The sequence below is a fragment of the Caballeronia sp. ATUFL_F2_KS9A genome (assembly GCF_023630765.1).
Lineage (GTDB): Bacteria > Pseudomonadota > Gammaproteobacteria > Burkholderiales > Burkholderiaceae > Caballeronia > Caballeronia zhejiangensis.
The window spans coordinates 521,985-544,868 of sequence record NZ_JALQEK010000002.1 but is presented as its reverse complement, the minus strand read 5'-3'; the positions used below and the strand labels follow the sequence as shown (position 1 = coordinate 544,868).

Genomic DNA, 22,884 nt, shown 5'->3' with positions numbered 1-22,884 from the left:
CCTTCATACAAGCTGAAAAAGAGTTCGCATCATGATTCTCAGGAAAATCATCGGGCTGGTTTTGACGATCGCCATTTTCGCGGTCGCGCTCGTCATCGGGCGCGTGCTGTGGGTGCATTACATGGACGAGCCGTGGACGCGCGATGGCCGCGTGCGCGCGGATGTCGTCAACGTGGCGCCGGACGTGTCGGGCGCGGTCGTGCAGTTGCCGGTTCGTGACAATCAGTTCGTGAAGAAGGGCGATCTGCTGATGGAGATCGATCCGTCGCATTACCGGATCGCGGTCGAGCAGGCGCAGGCGAACGTCACCGCGCGCGCGGCCGAATTGCGCATGCGCCGTGCGGACGCCGCGCGCCGCGCCGACATGGACAGCCTCGTCGTATCGAAGGAAGCGCGCGAAAACGCGATGCAGACCGCATCGACCGCCGAAGCGCAGTTGCAGCAGGCGCAGGCCGCGCTCGATGCCGCGAAGCTCAATCTCGAACGCACCAAAGTGTTCTCGCCGGTCGACGGCTACGTCACCAACCTGAACGTGTTTCGCGGCGACTACGCGACGGCGGGCGCCGCCAAGCTCGCGATCGTCGACAGTCATTCATTCTGGGTCTATGGATACTTCGAGGAAACGAAGCTGCCGCATGTGCGTATCGGCGACAAGGCATCGATTCGCCTGATGAGCGGCGGCGAGCTGAAGGGGCACGTCGAGAGCATTTCGCGCGGCATCTATGATCGCGACAATCCGCAAAGCCGCGAGCTGCTCGCCGACGTGAACCCGACGTTCAACTGGGTGCGGCTCGCGCAGCGCGTGCCGGTGCGCGTGCATATCGATGAAGTGCCGGATGGGGTGCTGCTGAGTGCGGGGACGACGGCGACGGTGATCGTCACGCCGTCGATGTGACGTAAAAAAAGCCCGCTCCCGGGACCACTCCCGAAGCGGGCTTCTCACATCCGGCAAACCGAAGCCTTACTTCAACACCACCTTTACATCGAAATACTTCTGCGCGAAGCGATCGATCGTCCCGTCGTCCTTCAGCTCCTTCAGCGCGCGATTGAGCGCATCTTTGAGCGCCTTGTCGTTCTTGCGCACGCCGAAGCCGACGCCCGAACCCAGCAGCTTGTCATCCGCCACGGCCGGGCCAGCGAACGCAAAGCCCGCGCCCTGCGGCTGCTTCAGAAAGCCCTTCGACGCCGCTTCGGCATCCTGGAACGCCGCATCGAGACGGCCCGACGCCAGATCGGCATAAATCTGGTCCTGCGCCTGATACGACTCGACATCGATGCCCGCCGTCGCCCACTTCGCCTTCGCGTAGGTTTCCTGGATCGAGCCCTGCAGCACGCCGACGCGTTTGCCCTTCAAACCCTCGACCGTGGGCTGAATCGCGCTGCCCTTCTTCGCGATCAGCTGATTCGGGATCGTGTAGATCGGATCGGTGAAGTCGATGGCGAGCTTGCGCTTGTCGGTGATCGTCATGTCCGAGTTGATGCCGTCGAACTTGCGCGCCTGCAACGCGGGAATGAGACCGTCGAACGAATTCTCGACCCACACGCACTTCATCTTCAGCTTCGCGCACACCGCGTTGCCGATGTCGATATCGAAGCCCTGCAGCTCGCCGCTCGGCGACTTCGATTCGAACGGGGCGTAAGACGCTTCGACGCCGAAGCGCAGTTGCTTCATGTCATCGGCCGCTTGCGCGTTCGACGCGACGACGGCGGCGCCCAGCACCGCCAGCGCGGCGAGCTTGCGACCGATCAGATGCGATTTCTTCAACTTCCATCTCCTTCCATTGCGGTTCGATACAGGTGTGATGATCCGACACCGGGGCGCGATTGTAGCGCGCACCCGCGGTGCGTCGGATAACAGCGGGAAGTGAATCGATGAACCGTTGCCGGTCAATCGAGAGAGGCGAGCGTCGAATCGGTCGTATCGACGACCATCAAGCCGGCGCGCAGGCCCGGCTTGACCTTCGGATTCGGAAACACGATGCGCTCTTCGTCGTGCGACACGCGATAACGATAATCGCCGTCGCGCGCGAGCTCGGTGCCGGCGGCGAACGCGGTGAAGTTGGGCACGTCGCTCGCCACGTTCAGCACGAATCGCTCGCTCTGCTTGTCGATTTGCGCGACGACCGTGAACACGCGCAGCGGCGCGCTTTCCTTCGCCGCCTCGCCCGCAATCAGGCGACGCAACGCCGCATCCGATGCGGCAAAACGCGCGAGATCGTTCTGACCGAACGGGCGCACCTTGCCGAGTTCGAGCGTGCAGGCGAGCGCGCCCGCGTGCTGCGCCGTGAAGTGCGTGAACGTGTTGCCCTTCTCGCGATGCAGGAGCACCGCCTGCAGACGCGCATCGCGCAGCCAGTCGAACATCGCGCGGGCGAGCGGCGCGCCGGTGTGCGGCAGTAACGCGAACTGCTCGAACACCGACGCGCGAATCGCCGTATGCATGTCGATGTGCCATTTCCGATGCGTGACGCCATCGAAGAACTTCAACGCGGCGTCTTCCAGTTCAGCGGCGCGCGGTGCTTCGCGGCTGTCGCGCAAATCCGCATGACGGCCGCTGAACAGGCGATTCAGGTCGTCGTCGAGATAGCGGTCGGCGGCACGCATCGCGTCGATGTTGCCGAGGATCACCAGCATGCGCGCGACGAGCGGCGCGCGGCCGTTCGCGATATCCGCGACAAGCGAGCACAGCATTTCGATCGGCGCGGTTTCGTCGCCGTGAATGCCCGCCGACGCGAGCACGCTATGCGTCGGTTCTGTCGCGGGTTCCAGCAGCAACACGCCCTCGCCCTGCCAGGTCCAGCGCACGCCCGAAGGCGCGACGCCCTGTGCGACGGAAGGGCGCCCGCCGTTGAGCGTGAAGGCGAGGAAGTCTTCGAGCAAGGACGAATCAGCGCTGAAAGTCATAGACGGCACCGAGTCCGAGGATGGTCGTCAGTTCGTCGAGCGCGCCGCGCGATTCGGCGAGCAGTTTCGGATCGGCGAGATCGGCGGGCGCGAGGCGATCGCGGTAATGCCTGTCGATCCACGCGTCGAGTTGCGTGAAAAGCGCGTCGTTCATCCACACGCGCGGGTTCACCGCGGCGCGCTCGGCGTCGTTCAGCACGACGCGCAGACGCAAACAAGCCGGCCCGCCGCCGTTCTTCATGCTTTCGCGCAGATCGAAGACGAGCACTTCGTCGATCGGCGTCTTGCGGCCGCCGAGGGAATCGAGATACGCCGCCACGCGCGCGTTCTCGCGGCATTCCTGCGGCACGACGAGCACTTGCCTGCCGTCCTCGCGCGACAACAACTGGCTATTGAAGAGATACGACGAAACCGCATCCTCGACACTGACTTCGCTGTCCGGCACTTCGAGCGCGTGAAACGGCGTGCCTTGCGCGCCGAGCTTCTCGCGTAGCTCGTCGTAGACCTTGTGCTGATCGACGAACGCGCGCTCATGGCAAAAGAGCGTCGTGCGATTGCCGACCGCGATGACGTCGTTGTGGAACACGCCCGCATCGATCACATCGGGCGATTGCTGCGCGAACACGGTCGCATCGGCGGATAAACCGTGCAGGCGCGCGACCGCGCGGCTCGCTTCGAGCGTCTGACGCGCGGGATAGCGCTGCGGCTGCGAACCCTGGCCGTACTCGCTGCGCCCGTACACGAAGAACTCGACGCCCTTCTCGCCGTACTCGCGCGCAAAACGCGTATGGTTCGCCGCGCCTTCGTCGCCGAGCGCGGGCGTGCCGGGCAGCGCGTGATGAATGCGAAAGCGCGCTTCGTCGGCGAAGATCGCGCCAAGCGAGCGGCGCGTTTCGCCATGCTCGATCGCGCGATGCAGCTTGGCCGCGAGATTCGCCGGCGTGAAGTGGACGCGCCCGTCTTCCGTATCCGCGGACGGACTCACGGTCGCCGCATTCGCGGTCCACATCGCCGATGCGGAGCTCGCCGCCGCCAGCAATTCCGGCGCTTCACGCGCGGCGCGGGCGATCACGCTGGCGTCGTCGCCGGAAAAGCCGACGGCGCGCAACAGCCTGATCGACGGGCGTTCGAGCGGCGGCAACACGCCCTGCCGAAAGCCGAGATCGGCGAGCCGCTTCATCTTGCGCAAGCCCTGCTTCGCGGCGGCCTTCGGATTGGCCACCGACTTCTCGTTGTTGCGCGACGCGACGTTGCCGAACGAGAGTCCCGCGTAGTTGTGCGTCGGGCCGACGAGCCCGTCGAAATTCGCTTCGGTTGCAAGCATGTTCATTTCCGCCGCTTAGAACGTGAGTCCCGGCGATACGCTCGCCGGCATCTGCAATTGCGCGCTTTCCACCGACGCCATCGGATACGAGCAATAGTCCGCCGCGTAGTACGCGCTCGGCCGCTGATTGCCCGAACGTCCGATGCCGCCGAACGGCGCCGCCGACGATGCGCCGTTGGTCGGCCGGTTCCAGTTGACGATGCCCGCGCGGATCGTGCGCTGGAAATGCTTCCACGCGGATTCGTCGTCGGCGAGCAGGCCCGCGGACAAGCCGTAAGCGGTGTCGTTCGCGCGCTCGATGGCTTCGTCGAACGTCTTGTAGCGCGTGACCTGCACCATCGGGCCGAAGTGCTCTTCGTCGGGGACGTCGCGCGCGTTCGTCACGTCGAGAATCGCTGGCGAGACAAAGCCGAGATGCGCCGCGCGCTGCTTCATTTCGAGCGCGGGCTTCGCGCCGGCTTCGATCAGACGCGTCTGCGCATCGACGAGACGCGCCGCCGCGCGCGCCGAGATCACGGCGCCCATGTACGGCTGCGGCTCATCGTCGTATTTCCCGACGCGAATGTTCGCGCTCACTTCGATGAAGCGCTGCATGAAGCGCTCGCCGACGGCATCGTCGGGGACGAAGAGACGGCGTGCGCAGGTGCAGCGCTGGCCCGCCGACAGAAACGCCGATTGAATCGCGTGATGCACGGCGGCATCGACATCCTCGACGTTCGCGACGACGAGCGGATTGTTGCCGCCCATCTCCAGTGCGAGCACGATTTCGGGACGTCCGCCGAACTGCTTGTGCAAGAGCGTGCCGGTATCCGAGCTGCCGGTGAAGAAAAGCCCGTCGATCTGCCGATGATTCGCAAGCGCGACGCCCGTGTCCTTTTCGCCTTGCACGAGATTGAGCACGCCTTCGGGCAAGCCAGCCTGAATCCACAGCGCGACGGTTGCGGCCGCGACGCCGGGCGCGAGTTCGGACGGCTTGAACACGACCGTATTGCCCGCGATGAGCGCCGGCACGATATGTCCGTTCGGCAGATGCCCCGGAAAGTTGTACGGCCCGAACACGGCGACGACGCCATGCGGACGATGCCGCAGCACCGCGACGCCATCGGCCATCGGCGCGCGCTTTTCGCCGGTGCGCTCGTGATACGCCTGCACGGAGATATCGACCTTCGCGGCCATCGACGCCACTTCCGTGCGCGCTTCCCACAGCGGCTTGCCGGTTTCGCGGCCGATCGCGTTTGCGAGCGCTTCCTTGTTCTCGTTGAGCAAGGCGGCGAAGCGTTTGGCGACCGCGACGCGCTCGTCGAACGACAGCGCCGACCACGACGCGAACGCGCGCCGCGCCGACGACACCGCGCGATCCACGTCTTGCGCGGATGCGCTCTTGCCCTGCCACACGGTTTCATCGGTGCCGGGATTGCGCGATGCAAACGCCGCGCCCTTGCCGTCCTGCCACTCACCGCCGATATACAACTGGTTCGAAATATCCATGTCGTGTCTCATTTACTTGGCGCGCGGATGAGAAGTCAGCACGCGCACCTGATCGCCTTCCTTGACGCGCAACGCCGCGGCTTCTTCCGCCGTCAGCAGGAACGCGCCGTCCTCGACCGCGCCCGTCGTCGCGCCGCAGCGGAAATCTTCGAGCAAGGTGTTCGATACGAGGCTTCTGGCATCGCTGCCCGTGTCGCTTCGATCGCCGATACGCACGCGCGCGATCACGCTCTCGCGCACCGTGCGCAAGTCCGCGATGTGGCATTCGAGCACCGGACCGGCATCGAAGATATCGACGTGATTCTCGTAACGCAGCCCTTCCGCCTCGAGCATCTTGCGTGCGGGCGCGGTGTCCCTGTGCGTGACGCCGACCGCCTGTTGCGCGGTCTCCGGCAGCAAGTCCAGATACACCGGATAGCGCGGCATCAGTTCGGCGACGAACGACTTCTTGCCGTGCGAGCTCAGGTAATCCGCTTCGTTGAAATCGATCTGATAGAAATGCGAGCCGACCGCGTTCCAGAACGGCGACTCGCCGTTTTCGTCGAAGTGGCCGCGCAATTCCGCGCACAAACGCTGCGGAAAGCGATCCGCGAACTGCGCGATGAACATGAAGCGCGAGCGCGACAACAGGCCGCCCACGCCCGCCGTGCGATAGCGCGGGCTGAGAAAGAGCGAACAGACTTCCGCATAACCCGTCAGATCGTGCGAGATATTGAGCAGCGACATGCGTGTCCACACGCGCATGTCCTGGCTCGCGTGCACGACCGTCGATACGCGATAGTTGTAGAACGGCTGCTCCAGCCCGACTTCCGTTTCGATGCCGCACACGCCCGCGACATCGCCGGTCGCGGTGTCTTCCATCACGAAGAAATAGCCTGCTTCGAAGGCTTGCGCTTCACCGGTCAGCGTGCGGCGCGCGCGTTCGACGCGTGCCGCGAGCGCGCCGCGATCCGGCTTGAACGTGGTGAGGCCCGGGCCCGTTTCCTGGGCGAGCGCGACGAGCGCGTCGACATCGCCCGGCTGCGTGCATCGCACGACGATCATTGCAATTCTCCCGATGCCTGATGCAACGGCACGCAACGCACCGTGTCTTTGTCTTCGACGCCGAGCGCATCGCGCGCCTGTGCGGTCAATTCGGCGCCGTCCGCGCGCGTGCCCGCGAGTCCCGCGACGATGCAACGGAACGCATGCGCGCCGCCCGCCGCGACGAGATACGGCGCGCCGCTTTCGACGGCGGCATCGCGCACGGCGCGCAATTCGCCCGAACTCGCCGACGCGCTTTTGTCGACGGCGATCGTCAGCACCGGACCGGCATCGAAAATATCGACGTAACGATCCGGCTCGAAGCCTTCCTCGAGATGAATGTCGTAGGCGAGCAGCGTGCTTTCGTTCGGCTCGCCGAGCACGCGCTGCGCATCGCCGGGCAGCAGCGGCACATAGAGCGGATAGCTCGGCATCACTTCCGCGATGAACGTGCGGCTGCGTCCGCCCGATTCCGATTCGACCTGTTCGAAGTCGCGGCCGAAGAACTTGCGTCCGACCGCGTCCCAGAACGGCGACGCGCCTGATTCGTCGGTGACGCCCAGCATCAGCGAGAAGACTTCGCTGGAGAAGCGCTTGCGGTTCGCCGCGATGTAGATCATGCGTGCGCGCGACAAGAGATGCGCGGCCGCTTCGTTCGCTTCGTCGCGCAACGACGGATCGATATAAAAGCCCGTCAGACGGCTCTTGCCCGTCAGTTCGTGCGACATCGTGAGCGCGTGGATTTTTCGGTTCACCTTGAGTTCGCGCGAGGCGTGAATCAGCGCATCGTTGCGAAACGCGTAGAACGGCTCGGAATACCCCGCCGACGCGACGATGCTCGACGTGCCGAGCAACTTGCCTGTCTGCGAGTCTTCGAGCACGAAGAGATAGAACTCCTCGCCGGGAAATTCCACTTCGGCGCGAAACGAGTCTTCCGAGAGCGCGACGCGCGTTTCGAGCGCGCGCCGGTCGCGCGGCAACGAGTGCAGCACGGGCAGCGCGGCGCGCGCCATGCGTTCGAGCTCGTCGAGATCGGAGAGTCTTGCGGGGCGGACGAAGAGCATCATCGGATTCCGTTGGTCACTTGACCGCAACCGTGCCGACGACCTGCTCGATCGCCTTTTCGATGCGCGCGAAGCCTTCGTCGAGATCGGCCATCGGCATGATGAGCGACGGCGCGAAGCGCAGCACGTTCGGCCCCGCGATCAGCATGATGACACCGTTCGCGGCCGCCGCGTTGAGCACGTCCTTCGCGCGGTCTTTGTAGCTGTCGTTCAGTTCCGCGCCGATCAGCAGGCCGCGTCCGCGTATCTCGCTGAACATGCCGAAGCGCTCGTTGATGCGCGCCAGATGCGCCTTGATCGCTTTGCTGCGTTCGGCGACACCTTCGAGCAGCTTCGGATCGCTGATGAGTTCGACGACTTTCTCCGCGATCGACGCGCCGAGCGGATTGCCGCCGTAAGTCGTGCCGTGCACGCCGACCTTGAAGTGCGCGGCGATGTCGTTCGTGGTCAGCATCACGCCGATCGGAAAGCCGTTGCCCAGCGCCTTCGCGCTCGTCAGGATGTCCGGCGTCACGCCGTACTGCATGTACGCGTAAAACGTGCCGGTGCGGCCGACGCCGGTCTGCACTTCATCGAAAATCAGCAGCGCGCCGTGCTTGTCGCAGGCTTCGCGCAAGCCCTTCAAAAACGCGGGATCGGCGGGCAGCACGCCGCCTTCGCCTTGCACCGGCTCGACGATGACCGCGCACGTCTTCGGCCCGATGGCTTCCAGCGCCTTCGGCAAATCGTTGTACGGCAGATGACGGATGCCCGCCGGCTGCGGACCGAAGCCTTCCGCATACTTCGGCTGTCCGCCGACGCTCACCGTGAAGAACGTGCGCCCGTGGAACGACTGCGTGAACGAGATGATTTCGATCTTGTCGTCGCCGTGATTGTCGATTGCGTAACGGCGCGCGAGCTTCAGCGCCGCTTCGTTGGCTTCCGCCCCCGAATTCGCGAAGAACGCGCGGTCGGCGAAGGTGAGATCGGTCAGGCGTTTCGCGAGGCGCAACACCGGCGCGTTCGTGTAACCGTTGCCGATGTGCCAGAGCTTCTCGCCCTGCTCGTGCAGCACTTTCAGCAGTTCCGGATGACCGTGGCCCAGCGCCGTCACCGCGATACCGCCGGCGAAATCGACATAATCGCGGCCTTCGGTGTCCCAGACGCGCGAGCCGCGACCCCGGTCGGGCACGAAATTGGCCGGCGCGAACACCGGAACCATTACTTCGTCGAACGTACCGCGATTCACATTGATGTCGGTCATGAGCCACTCCTCGGTTTGAGCATTACGTCGATATTAGGCAATCGCCCGCGTTCCGTCTTGCGCGTTCGCGACATGCTTCGATGAGCTTTTCCGCAGATACCGTGCAGCTTCTATGCCGCGCCGGGCGGCTCGATCAGCGCGCCGCCGCGCGGTTCGTCGATCGCGCCGCCGCGCTGCTTTTCGATCCAGTTACGGCGCTCCTCGCGCGGCGTCACGCCGAATCGGTCGCGATACGCATTGGAAAAATGCGCCGCCGATGAAAACCCGCACGCGAGACTGATCTGCACCACCGATTTGCTCGTGCGCTGCAGTTGCGTGCGCGCCTTCGTGAGACGCAGATTGAGGTAATACTTCGACGGCATCGCGCCGAGATACTGACGAAAGAGCCGCTCCAGCTGCCGGCGCGAAATGCCGACGAGATTCGCGATTTCATCGGTGGCGAGCGGGTCTTCGATATTCGCTTCCATCAGTTGAAGCGCGTCGTTCAGGCGCGGATGCCGCTCGCCCGGCGCCGTGACGAACGGAATGCGCTGACGCTCCGTGCCCGCGCGCAAGGTGCCGATGCCGAGCGAATCCGCGATGCGCTCCGCGAGGTCCGGGCCGTGTTCGCGCGCGATCATCGCGAGCATGAAATCGATGGCCGCTTGCCCGCCGGAACAAGTAGCGCGATCGCGGTCGATTTCGAAAATCTGCTGGCTGACGATCGCGCGCTCGAACTGCTCGGTGAACTGCTGATACGTTTCCCAGTTCACCGCGACGCGATATTGCGAAAGCTGCCCGGCCATCGCGAGCCACCATACGCCGTGATGAATGCCGGAAACGAGCGGCGTACGCGGCGCGACGCGCGCGAGGCTCGCGAGAAAGAGCCGGTAATCGGCGAACTGCTGATAGCGCTCCGACACGACGATGAGCCAGTCGCAACGCACGGCGTCGTTGAACGCGCAATCGGCGGGAAGCTGTGCGCCGCCCGAAAGCGGCACCGGACGGCCGTCCCACGAACAGATGCGCCATTCGTAGAGACGATGCCCGTCGATTTCATTGGCGAGCGAAAGACTGTCGATGATCGGCCCAATGCCGCTCATCGACACCGGCGGCAGCGCGACGATCGCAACTTGCAGCGTCACGTTACTTGAGGCTGCCCGACAGGAACTGGCGCAGACGCTCGCTCTTCGGCGCGCTCAGCACTTCGGACGGCGCACCCTCTTCTTCCGTGCGTCCCTGATGCAGGAACATGACGTGATTCGACACGTTGCGCGCGAAGCCCATTTCATGCGTGACGACGATCATCGTGCGGCCTTCTTCGGCGAGACGCTGCATCACCTTCAGCACTTCGCCGACGAGCTCGGGATCGAGCGCGGACGTGGGTTCGTCGAAGAGCATGACATCCGGATGCATCGCGAGCGCGCGCGCAATCGCGACGCGCTGCTGCTGACCGCCCGACAGATGCGACGGATACTGCTTCTCGACGCGCGGCGGCAGGCCCACTTTCTCGAGATATTCGCGCGCACGATCCTCGGCTTCCTTCTTCGATATGCCGAGCACATGCAGCGGCGCTTCCATCACGTTCTCGATGGCCGTCATGTGCGACCACAGGTTGAAGTGCTGGAAGACCATCGCGAGCTTCGTGCGTACGCGCTGCAACTGCTTGTGATCCGCGACTTCGAGATTGCCGGATTTATCGGTCTTGGTGCGAACGGCTTCGCCATCGACGATGATCTGCCCCGCGTTCGGCCGCTCCAGGAAGTTGATGCAGCGCAGAAACGTGCTCTTGCCCGAGCCGCTCGCGCCGATGATGCTGATCACATCGCCCGCTTTGGCCGCGAGCGAGACGCCCTTCAGCACTTCGTTGTCGCCGTAGCGCTTGTGAATGTCCTCGGCGACGAGCTTGGTCGCGACGTCTTTGGCGGTTGGCTGCAACGCTTTCTCCTCGGGTGATGACAGGGTGTGACGCATGGCTTCGAATTTTACCGCTCTTTAATGACGCACAGCGCGCACCGCGCCCGCCGGCCGCAGATACGCGAGCCAGCGCCGCTCGGCGCGCCGGAATGCCGCGACGAGCGCGAACGAGATCGCGACATACAGCAGCGCCGCGATGCCGAACGATTCGAACGACTGATAGGTCGCCGAATTCGCATCGCGCGCGACCTTCAGGATGTCCGGCACGGTCGCGGTGAAGGCGACGGTCGTCGCGTGCAGCATCAGGATCACTTCGTTGCTGTACAAAGGCAAGGCGCGCCGCAGCGCGGACGGCAGGATGATGCGGCGATACATCGTGAAGGTGCTCATGCCGTAAGCGCGCGCCGCTTCCACTTCGCCGTGCGCGATGCCGCGAATCGCGCCGGCGAAGATTTCGGTGGTATAGGCGCAGGTGTTGAGCGCGAACGCGAGGATCGCGCAATTGAAGCCGCTTTTGAAAAACGCTTCGAGCAAGGACTGCGTACGCACGAATTCCAGGCTGTACATGCCGGTGTAGAGCAGCAGCAGTTGCACGTAAAGCGGCGTGCCGCGAAACACGTACGTGTAGAGGCGCACGGGCGTCGAAAGCCAGCGGTTGCGCGATACGCGCGCGCAGGCGAGCGGCACCGCCGCGCAGAAGCCGAGCGCGATCGACGCCGCGAGCAGCCACAACGTGACGACGAGGCCCGACGCCCGCATGCCGTCGGAATACAGGAACGGACGCCACCATTCGGCGAAGATCTGGATCATGGCTTTTTGCTCGCTGGCAGGAGTCAGAGTTCGGCGTGCCGCACGCCGATCGAATAGCGGCGCTCGAGCGCCATCAACACGAGGTTCGATGCGCTCGTGATCGCGAGATAGATCAGCGCCGCGATGAGGATGAAGAAGAACATGTTGAACGTGCTCTTGCCCGCGTCCTGCGCCGCCTTGACGACATCCGCGAGACCGATGATCGACACGAGCGCCGTCGCCTTCACGAGCACCTGCCAGTTGTTGCCGATGCCCGGCAGCGCGAAACGCATCATCTGCGGAAAGAGAATGCGGCCGAACACGCGCATGCCGCTCATGCCGTACGCACTGCCCGCTTCGAGTTGCCCGCGCGGCACCGCCAGAAACGCGCCGCGAAACGTCTCGGTGAAATACGCGCCGTAGATGAAGCCGAGCGTGAGCACGCCGGCCGTGAACGGATCGATGTCGAACTGACTCCAGCCGAAGGCATCGGTGACATTGTTGATCGCGATCTGAATGCTGTAGAAGAGCAGCAGCATCAACACGAGGTCGGGAACCGAGCGGATGAGCGTCGTGTATGCGGTCGCGACGGCGCGCAAAGGCGCGTGACGCGAAAGTTTCGCGGATGCGCCGGCCAAGCCGAGCAGCACCGATACCGCGAGAGACAGCACCGCGAGCGCGAGCGTCTCTTTGGCGCCCGCCCAGAGGAGCGGGCCGAAGCCGTACAGGATCAAGAGTCGCCTCCATCGTCTTCGTTGAAAGAAGCGGAGCGCGACTACGAGCGCTCCGGCGATTGGCGGCGATACTCGCAAGCGAAAATTAATCGCTCAATTGTGATGAAACGTCTTTGCTGCGATGCAGCACGACGACGCGGTGAGCCGTCACGCGGCCACGGGCCCGCCGCGCAACGCTGTTCGCACGCGACAGACAGGAAAACCCCGATGCGCGCGGAATCCGGAAATTGCGGTTTTCAGGTCGCATTTTCGATAGACCGCGCGCCCGTCGATCACGCCATTTACGCGCGCGCGACGTCCCGCACGCGTTGCGCGACCTGCCCGTTCGCCACGGCGATCTCCGGGCTGTCCTGCAGCAAAGGCAGGAATTGCTCGGCGAATGCCGGGTCGCGCGTGCCGGCGCTGAACATGTCGATGACGGCTTGCGCGTGCGCGATGCGCGCGTCGGCGGTGGCTTCCTCGTCGTCGAGGACGTCGTCGATGGCGGCGATGAGCGTCGAGAACGGCGTAAGCCAGCGATACGCCGATCCGTTGATCACGATCTGCAGGAATTCGCCCGGCGACGTCGGCCCGAACTCGGCCTCGTGGCGCGCGCGCAAATGCGCAAGCACGCTGCGATGAAGCACGAGCAGCGGATGCCGCACGTCGCGCAGGAAAGCGGTGGCGGTCGGGTCGTTCATCGGAGTGGTCATGATCGGGCCTCGTCAGGAAACATCGTAGATAAGGACGAATCGAGGCCGATCAAGCGGCGCGCGTCTTGCCCGCGTAGCGGATGAATTCCGCGGCCGTGAGCGGCGCCGAAAACAGCCAGCCCTGCCCGAACCGCGCGCCGCGCGCGAGCAGATACGCAGCCTGTTCCTCACGCTCGATGCCTTCGGCGATCACCTGCACGTCGAGCGTCGCGGCCATGTCGATGATGTGCGACGCGACGCTGCTCGACGCCGCGTCCTGCCCGACGGTATCGACGAACGACTTGTCGATCTTCAGGCCGTCGATGCGAAAGTTTTGCAAGTGCGAGAGGCTCGAATAACCGGTGCCGAAATCGTCGAGATAGACGGCATGGCCCGCTTCGCGAAACGCGCCGATGACTTCCTTGGCGGCATCGGCGTCGAGAAAGCTGCGCTCGGTGGCCTCGATGTGAATCTGCTCCGGCCGCACGCCCTGCTGCGCGATCGCGGGGCCGAGCACGTCGAGAAAGCGATGCGTGGTGAGATCCGGCGCGGACAGATTCACCGACACGTAGTACTCCGGGTAGCGCTTAAGAAAGTCGCCGAGTTCGAGCAGGATCGTGTCGAGCACCTGATCGGTGATCGCCTGGATCAGCCCCTGATGCTCCGCGAGCGGGATGAAATGATCGGGCCGCACGATGCGATCGTGATACTTCCAGCGCACGAGCGCCTCCGCGCCGACGCAGCGCCGCGTGGCGAGATCGACGATCGGCTGATACGCGACGATGAACTGGTGCCGCCGCACCGCATCGCTCAACTGGCCGCGCGGCGAGAGCCGTCGCACGAAGAAGAACGCCGCCCAGCTCGCGAGCGCGAGCCCGACCACGACGCCGCCGAGCAGCCAGCCCCACGGCAGCGTGCGCAGGCGCTGGCGCAGCGTCTGATGCGGCGCGCTCACGACGACCGCGAGCGGCATCGACACGGAACGGCGCACGACGTACGGCGAGTCGTCGCGCACGGGCGGCTCGGTGCGATAGACGGCGAGGATCGCGTTGGCGTCGGTGGCGGGCGTGGTCGCGATCACGCGGCTCACTTCCGTGTTGATGACGGCGACGCCGCTCGCGACCTCGTCGTTCGCGTCGAGCGTGTCGACGTAAAGCGATGGATCGGCGGCGACGTAGAAGCCGTTGCGCCCCATCACGAGCGAAGACTTGCCGCCCGGCAGACGCGACAGCCCGTACCACGCCATCACGCCGTCGCGCGAGCGCCAGTCGGGCGGCGGCAGCGTGAGGCCGTCGAGCACGCCCGCCGACACTGCGCCCAGGAGCGACGAACATTGCCAGCGGCCGTCGCGATCGTAAGCGCCGGCGTCGCGCACCTGCTCGTGCGTGAGCGCGATGCGTCGCAACTCCTGCAGATACGGCGTCGAACACGGCACGGCCGCCACTTTGCCGATTTCCCCGAGCGCGCCCGACAGCCGCCGCGTGACATCTTCGGCGCGAAAGAGCGCGGCGGCCGCGACCGTGTTCAGGCGCGCGGTCTCGTCATGCCGTTGACTGCGCTGCGCGAACAAAAAGCCGATCCCCGCCGGCGCCAGCGCCGCGATTCCCACGATGACGATCAGAAGCGCCGCCAGCGCCCCACGTTGAATTTTGTTCATTGCGTCTTATGGACCGCGGCGCAAAGACTGTCGCGCGCGCGTTGTGTATTTCCTGCCCGACGTGGCCGGCGTGCGTTGCGCCGCGCCCGAGTCTCGGACAAACGACTTAGTGTAGGGGTCGCGCATCGCTCGATTCAACGTTTTCTTTGCCCGAAAACGCTGCCTTTTGGTGGTCTTCCGCACGGCCCGCGCAAGCTTTTTTTGCCGCCGATGCACCGTGCGAAAATGGCCAGACCAGAAACCGCGTTTTCCTTGCATCGAACGACAGACATGGCCTCCGACGTTTCCTCCCGACCGCTCGTGCGCGACGCCGCGCAAGGCGACTTCGACGCCATCGCGCGCATTTACTCGCACTACGTCGAAAACGCGCTCGCGACTTTCGAAGAGATCGCGCCGTCGGTCGACGACATGCGCGCGCGTCACGCGGCCATCGCGGCGGCGGGCTTGCCGTATCTCGTCGCGGAGCTGGACGGACGGCTGGCGGGCTATGCGTATGCGTCGGCATACCGGCCGCGCTCGGCTTACCGGCATACGATCGAAGATTCGGTCTACGTCGCCGATGGTTTCGGTCGCCGCGGCGTCGGCCTCGCGCTGCTCACGGCGCTCATCGAACGATGCGAGCGCGGACCGTGGCGGCAGATGATCGCGGTGATCGGCAACAGCGGCAACGCCGGCTCGATCGCGCTGCATGCGCGGCTCGGGTTCGAACATGTCGGCGTGCTGCGCGACGTCGGCTTCAAGCACCGGCGATGGGTCGATACAGTGCTCATGCAGCGCGCGCTGAAAGACGGCTCGGACGTGGCGGCATGACCGGCCGCGTCGAGCGGCTATGATTCGATATTTGCCTCCCGCGCGTTTTCCGCTTTGCCAACGTACACTCTCGCCGCTTCCGTCAGCGCTGAAATCGACATCCGCAAGAGCCGCTTCATCGCGCTCGCGATACCCGTCGCGGATCGCGACGAAGCCATGCGCGAGCTCGAGCGTCTGCGCGCCGAGCATCCGGGCGCGACGCATGTCTGCTGGGCGCTGCTCGCGGGCGGCCAGTCGGGCATGTCCGACGACGGCGAGCCTTCCGGCACCGCCGGACGGCCGATTCTCGAAGTGCTGCGGCATCACGAAGTCGATGGCGTGCTGGCCGCGGTCGTGCGCTATTACGGCGGCATCAAGCTCGGCGCGGGCGGCCTCGTGCGCGCCTACACCGATGCGATCGCAAGCGCGATGCAGTCGGCCGAGCGCGTCGAGCGCATCGAGCGCGGGCTAATCGGCATCGACATCGACTATGCCGACGAAGCGCGCGTGCGCCGATGGATCGAGCAGCACGACGCCGAACTCGTGCAAAGCGAATATGGGATGACCGTGCGCCTCGTCGTGCGGATGGCCGCGATCGCGCGCGAGCCGGCCGTCGCCGAATTGCGCGATCTCACCAACGGCCGCGCGAACGTCGAGGTACAGGCGTGAATGACGACGAGCCGCGCGCCTTCGCGATGGTCATCGAGCCTGCCGGACACTTCGTCGCGGTGAAAGGCGGCGAGACGCTGCTCGAAGCCGCGCTGCGGGCGAATCTGTCGCTGCCGCGATCGTGCCGCAACGGCACCTGCCGTGCGTGCATCTGCCGGATCGTCGAAGGCGAGATCGCGTATCGCGTGGAATGGCCGGGACTCACCGCGGAGGAAAAAGCCGAACGCTGGATTCTGCCGTGCGTCGCGCTCGCCCTGTCCGACGTGACGATCGAGCAGCCGGACGCGCGCCGAGCCGAGCCCGATCGAAGGCCTCCTCGCTCGCGCGGATTCTGAGCGCGGGTATTCCGGGATTGTCGTCTCGATTCAACGACCTACGATGTGATTCCCGAGTCCGCATATGCATGCTTTCGTACAAAGTGCGTGCAGGGTCACGCTCAAAAAGTGTACAATTGCGTTTTGCCCTAAATTCTGGCAGGGCCAGATCAACCGAGATTTCAATGACTAAAGTACTGTTGAAAGAGAACGAGCCTTTCGACGTCGCCATGCGTCGTTTTCGCCGTACCGTCGAACGCACGGGCCTGATTCAAGAGCTCAAGTCGCGCATGGCTTATGAAAAGCCCACCACCGAGCGCAAGCGCAAGAAAGCTGCTGCTGTCGCTCGTCTGCGCAAGCAGATCCGTCGCGCGCAACTGCCGAAGAAGTTCTATTGATCGACGCAGGGCATCGCGCCCTCGTCTGCTTAGGCAAGATCGGCATCGCAACCTGAGATCGATCGGGTCGCGGTTTCACGCGCAGGTCGCGTGAAAGCTCGCGGATTCGCGCACTATCGTAGCGCCCCAATCGATTAAAGCTGGCAAGATCGCACAAAGCCTGCATGAGCACACAGCTCATGCAGGCTTTTCGTGCTTGGGAAGGAAATTTTCGGTCGGATGAGCGGTCGCGCTTTTTCGCTGCCGGACCTGCGCCATTGAGAACGAAGAAGAAACGAACGCACAAAAGCGAAGAGCCCGGCTGAACCGGGCTCTTCGCTTTTTGAAACTGGTTGCGGGGGTAGGATTTGAACCTACGACCTTCGGGTTATGAGCCCGACGAGCTGCCAGACTGCTCCACCCCGCGTCTGAAGAATTCAATTATAGACCGAAGCATTCCCCGAAGTCAAACGTTGTTTGTACTCAACGTTGCTGCCGGCGTCGCGCGTTCGTTCGCGGCGGCGTTGACGGCCTGCTCCACCGCCTGCTGATGCGCCCGCGACAGTCTGCCGAGCACCGGCAGGAGCGCCATGGCGACCGCCGCGCCGCCCGCGGCCAGCCAGCCGAGCCCGAAAAAGAGATGCGTATAAAGCGGCAGCGATTGCACCGGTTCGAGGTTGCCGGACGGCATGCGCGCAAAATTGGCGACGACGCTGCCGAGATACTGCGACACGCCCGTCGCGACGAAATACGCGCCCATCATGAAGCCGCTCATGCGCGCCGGGACGTAGCGCGCGATCATCGCGAGGCCGAGGCCCGACACGAGCAGTTCGCCGAGCGAATAGAGACCGTAGCCCGCCACCATGAACCACGACGACACACGCCCATCCACCGCGTAACGCCCGCTCAGACCGAACACGAAGAATCCGATCGCCACGACGACGAAGCCGAGCGCGTACTTCAAGGCCACCGACATGCCGCGGCCGCGCTGTGCCTGTCGCGTGTAAAGGAACGCGAGAATCGGGCTCAGGAGCATGATCCAGATCGGGTTGAGCGCCTGAAACTGCGCCGCGCTCCACGTGAACAGCTCTGCGTTGCCGATCGAGAACGACGGATCGACGTTGCGCAGCGCGAACAGCGTGAGCGATGTCGACATCTGCTGGTAGAACACGAAGAAGAGAATGACCTGCAGCGTGAGGATCAGCGCGGCGACGAGGCCCGCGCGCTCGCTGCGGTCGCACTTGATCAACATGTAGCCGAAGATCGCCAGAATGGCCACGCCCGCCGCGTAGACACACGCGACCGCCACGGTTTTGTGCTGCAGGATGAATACGGTCGATGCTGCCAGCGCGATGCTCCCCGCCGCCACCGCGAACGCGTGCTTCCAGCGAATCGGCTGGTCGTCCGGAGCGGAACCGATGTGCGCGAGCGTGCGGCGCATCACCGCGAAATTCAGCAGGCCGAGCACCATGCCGCCGCAGCACACGGCGAACGCCGCGTGCCAGCCCCAATGATCCTTGATCCACGGCGTCGCGAGCATCGAAAACGTCGAGCCGATATTGACGGCCATGTAATAGATCGTGAACGCGCTATCGATGCGCGCGTCATCGCCCTCGTAGATGCGGCGCACGAGATTCGCCGCGTTGGACTTGAAGAGCCCGTTGCCGACGACGATCACGCCGAGGGACGCATACATGAAGCCGAGCGTGTCGACCGGAAGCGCGAGCATCAGATAGCCGAGCGCCAGCACGAAAGCGCCCGCGGTCATGGTGCGGCGCGCGCCGAGTATCTTGTCGCCGATCCAGCCGCCGATCGACGGCGCCGAAAACACGAGCGCGGTGAACGCGCCCCAAGTGAGATTGGCCTGCTCATCGGCGAAACCGATCTTGTCGACCATGAACAGCACGAGCAGCGCAGCCATGCCGTAATAGCCGAAGCGCTCCCACATTTCGATCAGAAAGACGGTCGTGAACGAGCGCGTCTGCGAGGCGCGGGACGAGTGAGTTAGCATCGGAAAAAATCCTTCAAACGGCGTGAGCGAATCGGCGCATTTCGAGATACCGATTGCACGTAATGACGAAACGAGCGAATAGTCCGCGAAATGATCAGATGAATAGGGGCGATTATCCGCGGCAAACACGCGATTATCGCAAATCGGAGACATTCGATTGCTATCGAATCCTGAATCAGCGGCGCACGCGCGGCGTTCGCTTTCCTCGACGCGCGAGGCAAGGAAGTATCGGGTAATCGGCAAAATGCGGGCGCGCGACGTTTCGTCGCCGCTTTCTCGCATGGCGGGTAAATCAAGCGAAACGCAAAGTTCTCGGATTCTGCGATTGGCGTAATTTGTCGCGAGAATTAGTGCGCGGTTATCGACTATGACTCAATGTAATAATTCGCGCGATTAAATCGATCCCGAAAGTCGCTGAATCAGGTCGCGGGCCGCCGCACGAACGCGAGCATCACGCCGAAGCCGATCATCAGCGCCCCGCTCACGCGATTGAACCACGTGAAACCGCGCGCGCCGCGCGAAAGCGAGCCAAGGCGCGCGCCCAGCGCGGCGTAAATAAAGATCGCCACCAGTTCGAGCAGCAGGAACGTCGCGCCGAGAATGGCGAAGCTCGTCGCGTACGCGCTGCGATCGACGAATTGCGGGAAGAAGGCCGTGAAGACGAGGATCGCCTTCGGATTGCCCGCCGCGACCCAGAATTCCTGTTTGATGAGCCGCGCGAGATTCATCGGACCGCGCGCCGCGCCCTCTTCCTTGACGACGAGCGAAGGTCCGGAGCGGATCAGCTTCACGCCGATCCACACGAGGTACGCCGCGCCGGCGAACTTGATCGCCGTGAAGAGCGTCTGCGATGCGAGCAAAAGCGCGCCGAGCCCGAGCCCGGCGATGGCGATCATGATCGCGAAAGCGACGATCCGCCCGAACGACGCCAGCACCGACGCGCGAACGCCATCGCGCGCGCCGTTCGACAGCGACAGCACGTTGTTCGGCCCGAAGGCCATGTTGATGGCGAAGCACGCGGGCAGGAACAGCGAGAAAGTCTGGAGCGACATGGGACACCTGCGGATCGGCGCAAAACAAACCGCAAAATTAGCACGCGCGCGACGCCCGCAGAATGGTCAGAAACGATGACGGATGCCCGTGCTCAACATCAGCTGATTGCGGCCGCTCGACGGATCGTTGGTGTTGATCACCGCCGGCGCGCCCGACGAAGCGCGCTGATAGATCGACTCCAGATACACGTCCGTGCGCTTGGAGAGCAGATAGTCCACCTGCAGCGCGCCCTCGTGCCAGTGCGCGCCGCCGCCGTTGGTGTACACGTACATTCCGGAGATCTGAATCGCCGGCGTCAGCTTGTAGATGCCGTTGATCTCGTAATTGTTGAGCGCGAGCGATGGCATCAGCTCGCCGGTGTCGGCATCGGTGACGCCGGAATTGATCGCGCGGGAAAATGCGCCGCCCAACGTGAATTCGCCGATCTCGTAGCTCATGCCGACGCCGAACGTGTTCTGCCGCTGCACGTTGGCGTTGAATATCGTGTTGCCCGGGCCGGGCAGCGCGAGCGAATCGTATGCGCCGCTCGTCGTGTTGCCGCGCCCGTTGTTGTGCAGATAGGCGGCGCCCGCGTTGAAGGAGCCCGCCGAATAGTTGGCCCCGACGCTGTACGCGCGATTGTCCGAAAATCCGCCCGCTTGATTCGAGAACGCGTAGAGACCGCCGAAACTCAGGCCGCCATAGTTTCCACTGGTGTATTTGACGGAGTTCGCCGCGAGGAACGAGTTGTTCGCGTTGTCGTTGTCGAGCAGATGCGCGAACGCCGTGCCGCCCGTGTTGCCGGTCAGCGTGAAGGTCTGGAAGTAATCGTGGATCGAGTCGTATTGATGGCCGAAGGTGAGCGTGCCGAGCGTATCGGTGCCGATGCCGACATACATCGGATGATCGTTCAGCCCCTCGCCCGTCGCGACGGACAAGCCGCGCTCGAGCCGGAAGATCGCGCGCGCGCCGCCACCGAGATCCTCGGTGCCTTGCAGTCCCCAGTAACTTCCGTCGATGGTGCCGCTCGTCAGGCGATATTGCGAGTGGCCGCCGACGTTGTTCGTATAAGCGATGCCCTCGTCGAGTTCACCGTAGAGCTGCACCGAGCTCTGAGCCCACGACGCCGCAGGCAAGCCGATGAAGGTCGCGCAAGCCGCGATGCAGCAAGTCAGCGAGCGATTGTTGCGCGCGGCAAGGTGATCGGACTCGGAGATCGACGACGCAGCTCGGGATGCTTTGCGGCGATTCGGCATGGCAGGCTCCGATGATTCTTGTTTGAGATCGATTGTCAATTTTGTGAAGAAGCTTGTCAGTCAAAAGAAGATGCCGGATCGCATCTGTGTCCAGGAACCAACGAACGACCGTATTCCCCGCTCGCTCCTGTTGCGGGGATGACGCGTTTTGGCGTAGCCGGCGCCCCGCCGCGCTTGTCGATAAAATCGGACGACTTCAGCCAACCCGACCACGCTCATGTCCGAACCGATTCGCGTCATCCTCACCGGCCACACCCGCGGACTCGGCGCCGCGCTCGCTTCGCTGCTGCTCGAGCAAGGCGCGCAAGTGCTCGCGATTTCCCGAAAGCGCAACGACGAACTCGCCGCGCGCCATCCCGGTCAGTTGCACGAAGTCGAGCTCGATCTCGCCGATCTCCCGAAGCTCACCGAATGGCTGTCGGGCGACGCCCTGTCCCGCTTCGTGTCCGGCGCGCAACGCGTGGTGCTCGTCAACAACGCGGGCCTGCTCGCGCCGGTCGGCAGTCTCGCGGATCAGAAGCCGGCCGACGTCGCGCGCGCGGTCAGTGTGAACGTCGCCGCACCGCTGATGCTTGCGTCGGCGGTGGCGCAGGCGGCCGGGCCATCGATCGACACGCGCATCGTGCATATTTCGAGCGGCGCGGCGCGCAACGCTTACCCCGGCTGGAGCATCTACTGCGCGACCAAGGCGGCGCTCGATCATCACGCGCGCGCGGTCGCGCTCGACGGCAATCGCGCGCTGCGCATCTGCAGCGTCGCGCCGGGCGTCGTCGACACCGACATGCAGGCCGAAATCCGCGGCACCGCGCTCGAACGCTTCCCGATGCGCGAGCGCTTCGACGCGCTCAAGCGCGACGGTCAGCTCGCAACGCCCGAGGCGTCGGCGCGCAAGGTCGTCGATTATCTCCTGAGCGACGCATTCGGCGACACCCCGACGGCGGACGTCCGCGATTTGTAACGATTCCGCAAGTCAGGCCGCTTCGACCGACGCGCGCGCCGCGTCGAGCGCCTGACGCGACAGCGCATCGGCGCGGGCGTTGCGCGCACGCGGAATCCACTGCAGACGCACATCGCCGATCTGCGCGATGAGCGAGCGCACGCGCGCGGCGTGATGCGCGAGCGAGCGGATGCCGGCGTTCTCCGATGCGCTGACGTCCTCGATGACGACGCGGCTGTCGCCGTAGATCACCACTTCCGCTGCACCTTCGCGCAGCGCCGCTTCGAGAAGCGCGATCAGCGCGAGATATTCCGCCGCGCTGCTGTCGCCGATGCCCGCGGCGATGCTGATCTCGACCGTCTCCCCGAGCGGACCGACGAGCACCCCTCCCATTCCCAGCCGCCCGGGATTCGGCAGCGCGGAGCCGTCGAACCAGCCGCGCCATCCTGTCGCTTCGGGCTCGGTCCTACGCGGCCTGCTCCGTTCGGCGCGCCGGGCGTCGCGTGAGCGCAGCGCATCGGCGTTTCGGATTTGCTCGGCGCGGCGCGCATCGACGAAATCTCGCAAGGATTGCTCGCCCGCCGCCTTCTGCAACGTCCTGACGAGCGCCGCGTGCTCGGTGAGCGCCGCGCCTTTGGCGAGACGGCGGCTCTGCATGCGCTCCTTCTTGTAGGCGACGGCCAGCAATTCCTCGAAAGCGATCATG

The 22,884-nt window shown here is 64.4% G+C and carries 23 protein-coding genes and 1 tRNA gene; 6 read left to right on the top strand and 18 right to left on the bottom strand.

Translation table 11 applies throughout. The features are described 5' to 3' along the window. The first annotated feature begins 31 nt into the window (after nucleotides 1–31). Nucleotides 32–895: an efflux RND transporter periplasmic adaptor subunit gene (locus NCS67_RS04805; protein ID WP_008350358.1), complete on the top strand. Its 864-nt coding sequence runs from the start codon at nucleotides 32–34 to the stop codon at nucleotides 893–895. Nucleotides 896–961: 66 nt separating this feature from the next. Here the strand turns inward: NCS67_RS04805 and NCS67_RS04800 are convergent, their stop codons facing one another. The 13 genes from NCS67_RS04800 to NCS67_RS04740 form a co-directional block, all read right to left on the bottom strand. After that, complete coding sequence (locus NCS67_RS04800) at nucleotides 962–1,765, bottom strand: ABC transporter substrate-binding protein (protein WP_008350359.1); 804 nt, start codon at nucleotides 1,763–1,765, stop codon at nucleotides 962–964. A gap of 122 nt (nucleotides 1,766–1,887) precedes the next feature. Then, a complete protein-coding gene (gene astE, locus NCS67_RS04795; RefSeq protein ID WP_250434498.1) occupies nucleotides 1,888–2,904 on the bottom strand; it encodes a succinylglutamate desuccinylase in 1,017 nt (338 codons plus the stop codon). Then, a complete protein-coding gene (astB, locus tag NCS67_RS04790; protein ID WP_008350361.1) occupies nucleotides 2,888–4,228 on the bottom strand; it encodes an N-succinylarginine dihydrolase in 1,341 nt (446 codons plus the stop codon). The genes astE and astB overlap by 17 nt, the downstream gene beginning before the upstream one ends. 15 nt (nucleotides 4,229–4,243) lie before the next feature. Next, complete coding sequence (gene astD / locus NCS67_RS04785; RefSeq protein ID WP_008350362.1) at nucleotides 4,244–5,716, bottom strand: succinylglutamate-semialdehyde dehydrogenase; 1,473 nt, start codon at nucleotides 5,714–5,716, stop codon at nucleotides 4,244–4,246. 12 nt (nucleotides 5,717–5,728) lie between these two features. Then, nucleotides 5,729–6,760 carry an arginine N-succinyltransferase gene (gene astA, locus NCS67_RS04780; RefSeq protein ID WP_008350363.1) on the bottom strand — a complete coding sequence of 344 codons (1,032 nt, stop codon included), beginning with the start codon at nucleotides 6,758–6,760 and terminating at the stop codon, nucleotides 5,729–5,731. Then, a complete protein-coding gene (gene aruF / locus NCS67_RS04775; RefSeq protein WP_033537219.1) occupies nucleotides 6,757–7,803 on the bottom strand; it encodes an arginine/ornithine succinyltransferase subunit alpha in 1,047 nt (348 codons plus the stop codon). The genes astA and aruF overlap by 4 nt, the downstream gene beginning before the upstream one ends. Nucleotides 7,804–7,819: 16 nt before the next feature. Then, a complete protein-coding gene (locus tag NCS67_RS04770) occupies nucleotides 7,820–9,046 on the bottom strand; it encodes an aspartate aminotransferase family protein (RefSeq protein WP_250434487.1) in 1,227 nt (408 codons plus the stop codon). A gap of 110 nt (nucleotides 9,047–9,156) precedes the next feature. After that, the gene (locus NCS67_RS04765) at nucleotides 9,157–10,128 is read right to left on the bottom strand and encodes a GlxA family transcriptional regulator (protein ID WP_250434590.1); all 972 of its coding nucleotides are present in this window, start codon (nucleotides 10,126–10,128) and stop codon (nucleotides 9,157–9,159) included. Nucleotides 10,129–10,171: 43 nt separating this feature from the next. Further along, nucleotides 10,172–10,999, bottom strand: coding sequence for an ABC transporter ATP-binding protein (locus tag NCS67_RS04760; RefSeq protein WP_051996525.1), 828 nt, complete (start codon nucleotides 10,997–10,999; stop codon nucleotides 10,172–10,174). A 21-nt stretch (nucleotides 11,000–11,020) separates the two neighbouring features. Then, nucleotides 11,021–11,752 (bottom strand): ABC transporter permease, encoded by a 732-nt coding sequence (locus NCS67_RS04755; RefSeq protein ID WP_008350370.1) that lies wholly within the window; start codon nucleotides 11,750–11,752, stop codon nucleotides 11,021–11,023. Between the two features lie 23 nt (nucleotides 11,753–11,775). Then, nucleotides 11,776–12,465 carry an ABC transporter permease gene (locus NCS67_RS04750; RefSeq protein ID WP_008350371.1) on the bottom strand — a complete coding sequence of 230 codons (690 nt, stop codon included), beginning with the start codon at nucleotides 12,463–12,465 and terminating at the stop codon, nucleotides 11,776–11,778. Between the two features lie 281 nt (nucleotides 12,466–12,746). Further along, nucleotides 12,747–13,145: a hypothetical protein gene (locus tag NCS67_RS04745; RefSeq protein ID WP_250434589.1), complete on the bottom strand. Its 399-nt coding sequence runs from the start codon at nucleotides 13,143–13,145 to the stop codon at nucleotides 12,747–12,749. A 61-nt stretch (nucleotides 13,146–13,206) separates the two neighbouring features. After that, the gene (locus NCS67_RS04740) at nucleotides 13,207–14,793 is read right to left on the bottom strand and encodes an EAL domain-containing protein (protein ID WP_008350376.1); all 1,587 of its coding nucleotides are present in this window, start codon (nucleotides 14,791–14,793) and stop codon (nucleotides 13,207–13,209) included. A 270-nt stretch (nucleotides 14,794–15,063) separates the two neighbouring features. Here NCS67_RS04740 and NCS67_RS04735 point away from each other — a divergent pair, with 270 nt between their 5' ends. The 4 genes from NCS67_RS04735 (at nucleotide 15,064) to rpsU (ending at nucleotide 16,963) form a co-directional block, all read left to right on the top strand. Continuing rightward, nucleotides 15,064–15,603 (top strand): GNAT family N-acetyltransferase, encoded by a 540-nt coding sequence (locus NCS67_RS04735; RefSeq protein WP_034472093.1) that lies wholly within the window; start codon nucleotides 15,064–15,066, stop codon nucleotides 15,601–15,603. Nucleotides 15,604–15,657: 54 nt separating this feature from the next. After that, a complete protein-coding gene (locus NCS67_RS04730) occupies nucleotides 15,658–16,251 on the top strand; it encodes an IMPACT family protein (protein ID WP_051996529.1) in 594 nt (197 codons plus the stop codon). Nucleotides 16,252–16,277: 26 nt separating this feature from the next. Continuing rightward, nucleotides 16,278–16,586 (top strand): 2Fe-2S iron-sulfur cluster-binding protein, encoded by a 309-nt coding sequence (locus NCS67_RS04725; RefSeq protein ID WP_033537218.1) that lies wholly within the window; start codon nucleotides 16,278–16,280, stop codon nucleotides 16,584–16,586. Nucleotides 16,587–16,750: 164 nt separating this feature from the next. Next, nucleotides 16,751–16,963, top strand: a complete 213-nt coding sequence (rpsU, locus tag NCS67_RS04720; protein WP_006999077.1) for a 30S ribosomal protein S21 — start codon at nucleotides 16,751–16,753, stop codon at nucleotides 16,961–16,963. A gap of 329 nt (nucleotides 16,964–17,292) precedes the next feature. On the opposite strand, the gene NCS67_RS04715 is transcribed toward rpsU, so the two are convergent. From NCS67_RS04715 to NCS67_RS04700, 4 genes are all read right to left on the bottom strand, one after another. Further along, nucleotides 17,293–17,369, bottom strand: a tRNA-Met gene (locus NCS67_RS04715). 39 nt (nucleotides 17,370–17,408) lie between these two features. Then, a complete protein-coding gene (locus NCS67_RS04710) occupies nucleotides 17,409–18,953 on the bottom strand; it encodes a peptide MFS transporter (RefSeq protein ID WP_008350387.1) in 1,545 nt (514 codons plus the stop codon). Between the two features lie 419 nt (nucleotides 18,954–19,372). Then, nucleotides 19,373–20,005: a LysE family translocator gene (locus tag NCS67_RS04705; protein ID WP_008350388.1), complete on the bottom strand. Its 633-nt coding sequence runs from the start codon at nucleotides 20,003–20,005 to the stop codon at nucleotides 19,373–19,375. A 66-nt stretch (nucleotides 20,006–20,071) separates the two neighbouring features. Next, on the bottom strand, nucleotides 20,072–21,241 hold the full coding sequence (locus NCS67_RS04700) for a porin (RefSeq protein WP_250434485.1): 1,170 nt from the start codon (nucleotides 21,239–21,241) through the stop codon (nucleotides 20,072–20,074). Nucleotides 21,242–21,458: 217 nt separating this feature from the next. On the opposite strand from NCS67_RS04700, the gene NCS67_RS04695 reads away from it, so the two are divergent. Continuing rightward, a complete protein-coding gene (locus NCS67_RS04695; protein ID WP_244807918.1) occupies nucleotides 21,459–22,199 on the top strand; it encodes an SDR family oxidoreductase in 741 nt (246 codons plus the stop codon). Between the two features lie 12 nt (nucleotides 22,200–22,211). On the opposite strand, the gene NCS67_RS04690 is transcribed toward NCS67_RS04695, so the two are convergent. Then, nucleotides 22,212–22,883, bottom strand: a complete 672-nt coding sequence (locus NCS67_RS04690) for a ribonuclease HI family protein (protein ID WP_250434483.1) — start codon at nucleotides 22,881–22,883, stop codon at nucleotides 22,212–22,214. Between the last annotated feature and the right edge of the window lies 1 nt (nucleotide 22,884).

Excerpts from the sequence above, each read along its gene's own strand:
- astE (WP_250434498.1), bottom strand. The coding sequence starts at position 2,904 with ATGACTTTCAGCGCTGATTCGTCCTTGCTCGAAGACTTCCTCGCCTTC.
- aruF (WP_033537219.1), bottom strand. The coding sequence starts at position 7,803 with ATGCTCTTCGTCCGCCCCGCAAGACTCTCCGATCTCGACGAGCTCGAA.
- NCS67_RS04745 (WP_250434589.1), bottom strand. The coding sequence starts at position 13,145 with ATGAACGACCCGACCGCCACCGCTTTCCTGCGCGACGTGCGGCATCCG.
- NCS67_RS04740 (WP_008350376.1), bottom strand. The coding sequence starts at position 14,793 with ATGAACAAAATTCAACGTGGGGCGCTGGCGGCGCTTCTGATCGTCATC.
- NCS67_RS04700 (WP_250434485.1), bottom strand. The coding sequence starts at position 21,241 with ATGCCGAATCGCCGCAAAGCATCCCGAGCTGCGTCGTCGATCTCCGAG.
- NCS67_RS04690 (WP_250434483.1), bottom strand. The coding sequence starts at position 22,883 with ATGATCGCTTTCGAGGAATTGCTGGCCGTCGCCTACAAGAAGGAGCGC.
- NCS67_RS04705 (WP_008350388.1), bottom strand. The coding sequence starts at position 20,005 with ATGTCGCTCCAGACTTTCTCGCTGTTCCTGCCCGCGTGCTTCGCCATC.
- NCS67_RS04755 (WP_008350370.1), bottom strand. The coding sequence starts at position 11,752 with ATGATCCAGATCTTCGCCGAATGGTGGCGTCCGTTCCTGTATTCCGAC.
- NCS67_RS04695 (WP_244807918.1), top strand. The coding sequence starts at position 21,459 with ATGTCCGAACCGATTCGCGTCATCCTCACCGGCCACACCCGCGGACTC.
- NCS67_RS04725 (WP_033537218.1), top strand. The coding sequence starts at position 16,278 with ATGGTCATCGAGCCTGCCGGACACTTCGTCGCGGTGAAAGGCGGCGAG.
- NCS67_RS04805 (WP_008350358.1), top strand. The coding sequence starts at position 32 with ATGATTCTCAGGAAAATCATCGGGCTGGTTTTGACGATCGCCATTTTC.
- astA (WP_008350363.1), bottom strand. The coding sequence starts at position 6,760 with ATGATCGTCGTGCGATGCACGCAGCCGGGCGATGTCGACGCGCTCGTC.
- astB (WP_008350361.1), bottom strand. The coding sequence starts at position 4,228 with ATGCTTGCAACCGAAGCGAATTTCGACGGGCTCGTCGGCCCGACGCAC.
- astD (WP_008350362.1), bottom strand. The coding sequence starts at position 5,716 with ATGGATATTTCGAACCAGTTGTATATCGGCGGTGAGTGGCAGGACGGC.
- rpsU (WP_006999077.1), top strand. The coding sequence starts at position 16,751 with ATGACTAAAGTACTGTTGAAAGAGAACGAGCCTTTCGACGTCGCCATG.
- NCS67_RS04765 (WP_250434590.1), bottom strand. The coding sequence starts at position 10,128 with ATGAGCGGCATTGGGCCGATCATCGACAGTCTTTCGCTCGCCAATGAA.
- NCS67_RS04710 (WP_008350387.1), bottom strand. The coding sequence starts at position 18,953 with ATGCTAACTCACTCGTCCCGCGCCTCGCAGACGCGCTCGTTCACGACC.
- NCS67_RS04760 (WP_051996525.1), bottom strand. The coding sequence starts at position 10,999 with ATGCGTCACACCCTGTCATCACCCGAGGAGAAAGCGTTGCAGCCAACC.
- NCS67_RS04770 (WP_250434487.1), bottom strand. The coding sequence starts at position 9,046 with ATGACCGACATCAATGTGAATCGCGGTACGTTCGACGAAGTAATGGTT.
- NCS67_RS04735 (WP_034472093.1), top strand. The coding sequence starts at position 15,064 with ATGGCCTCCGACGTTTCCTCCCGACCGCTCGTGCGCGACGCCGCGCAA.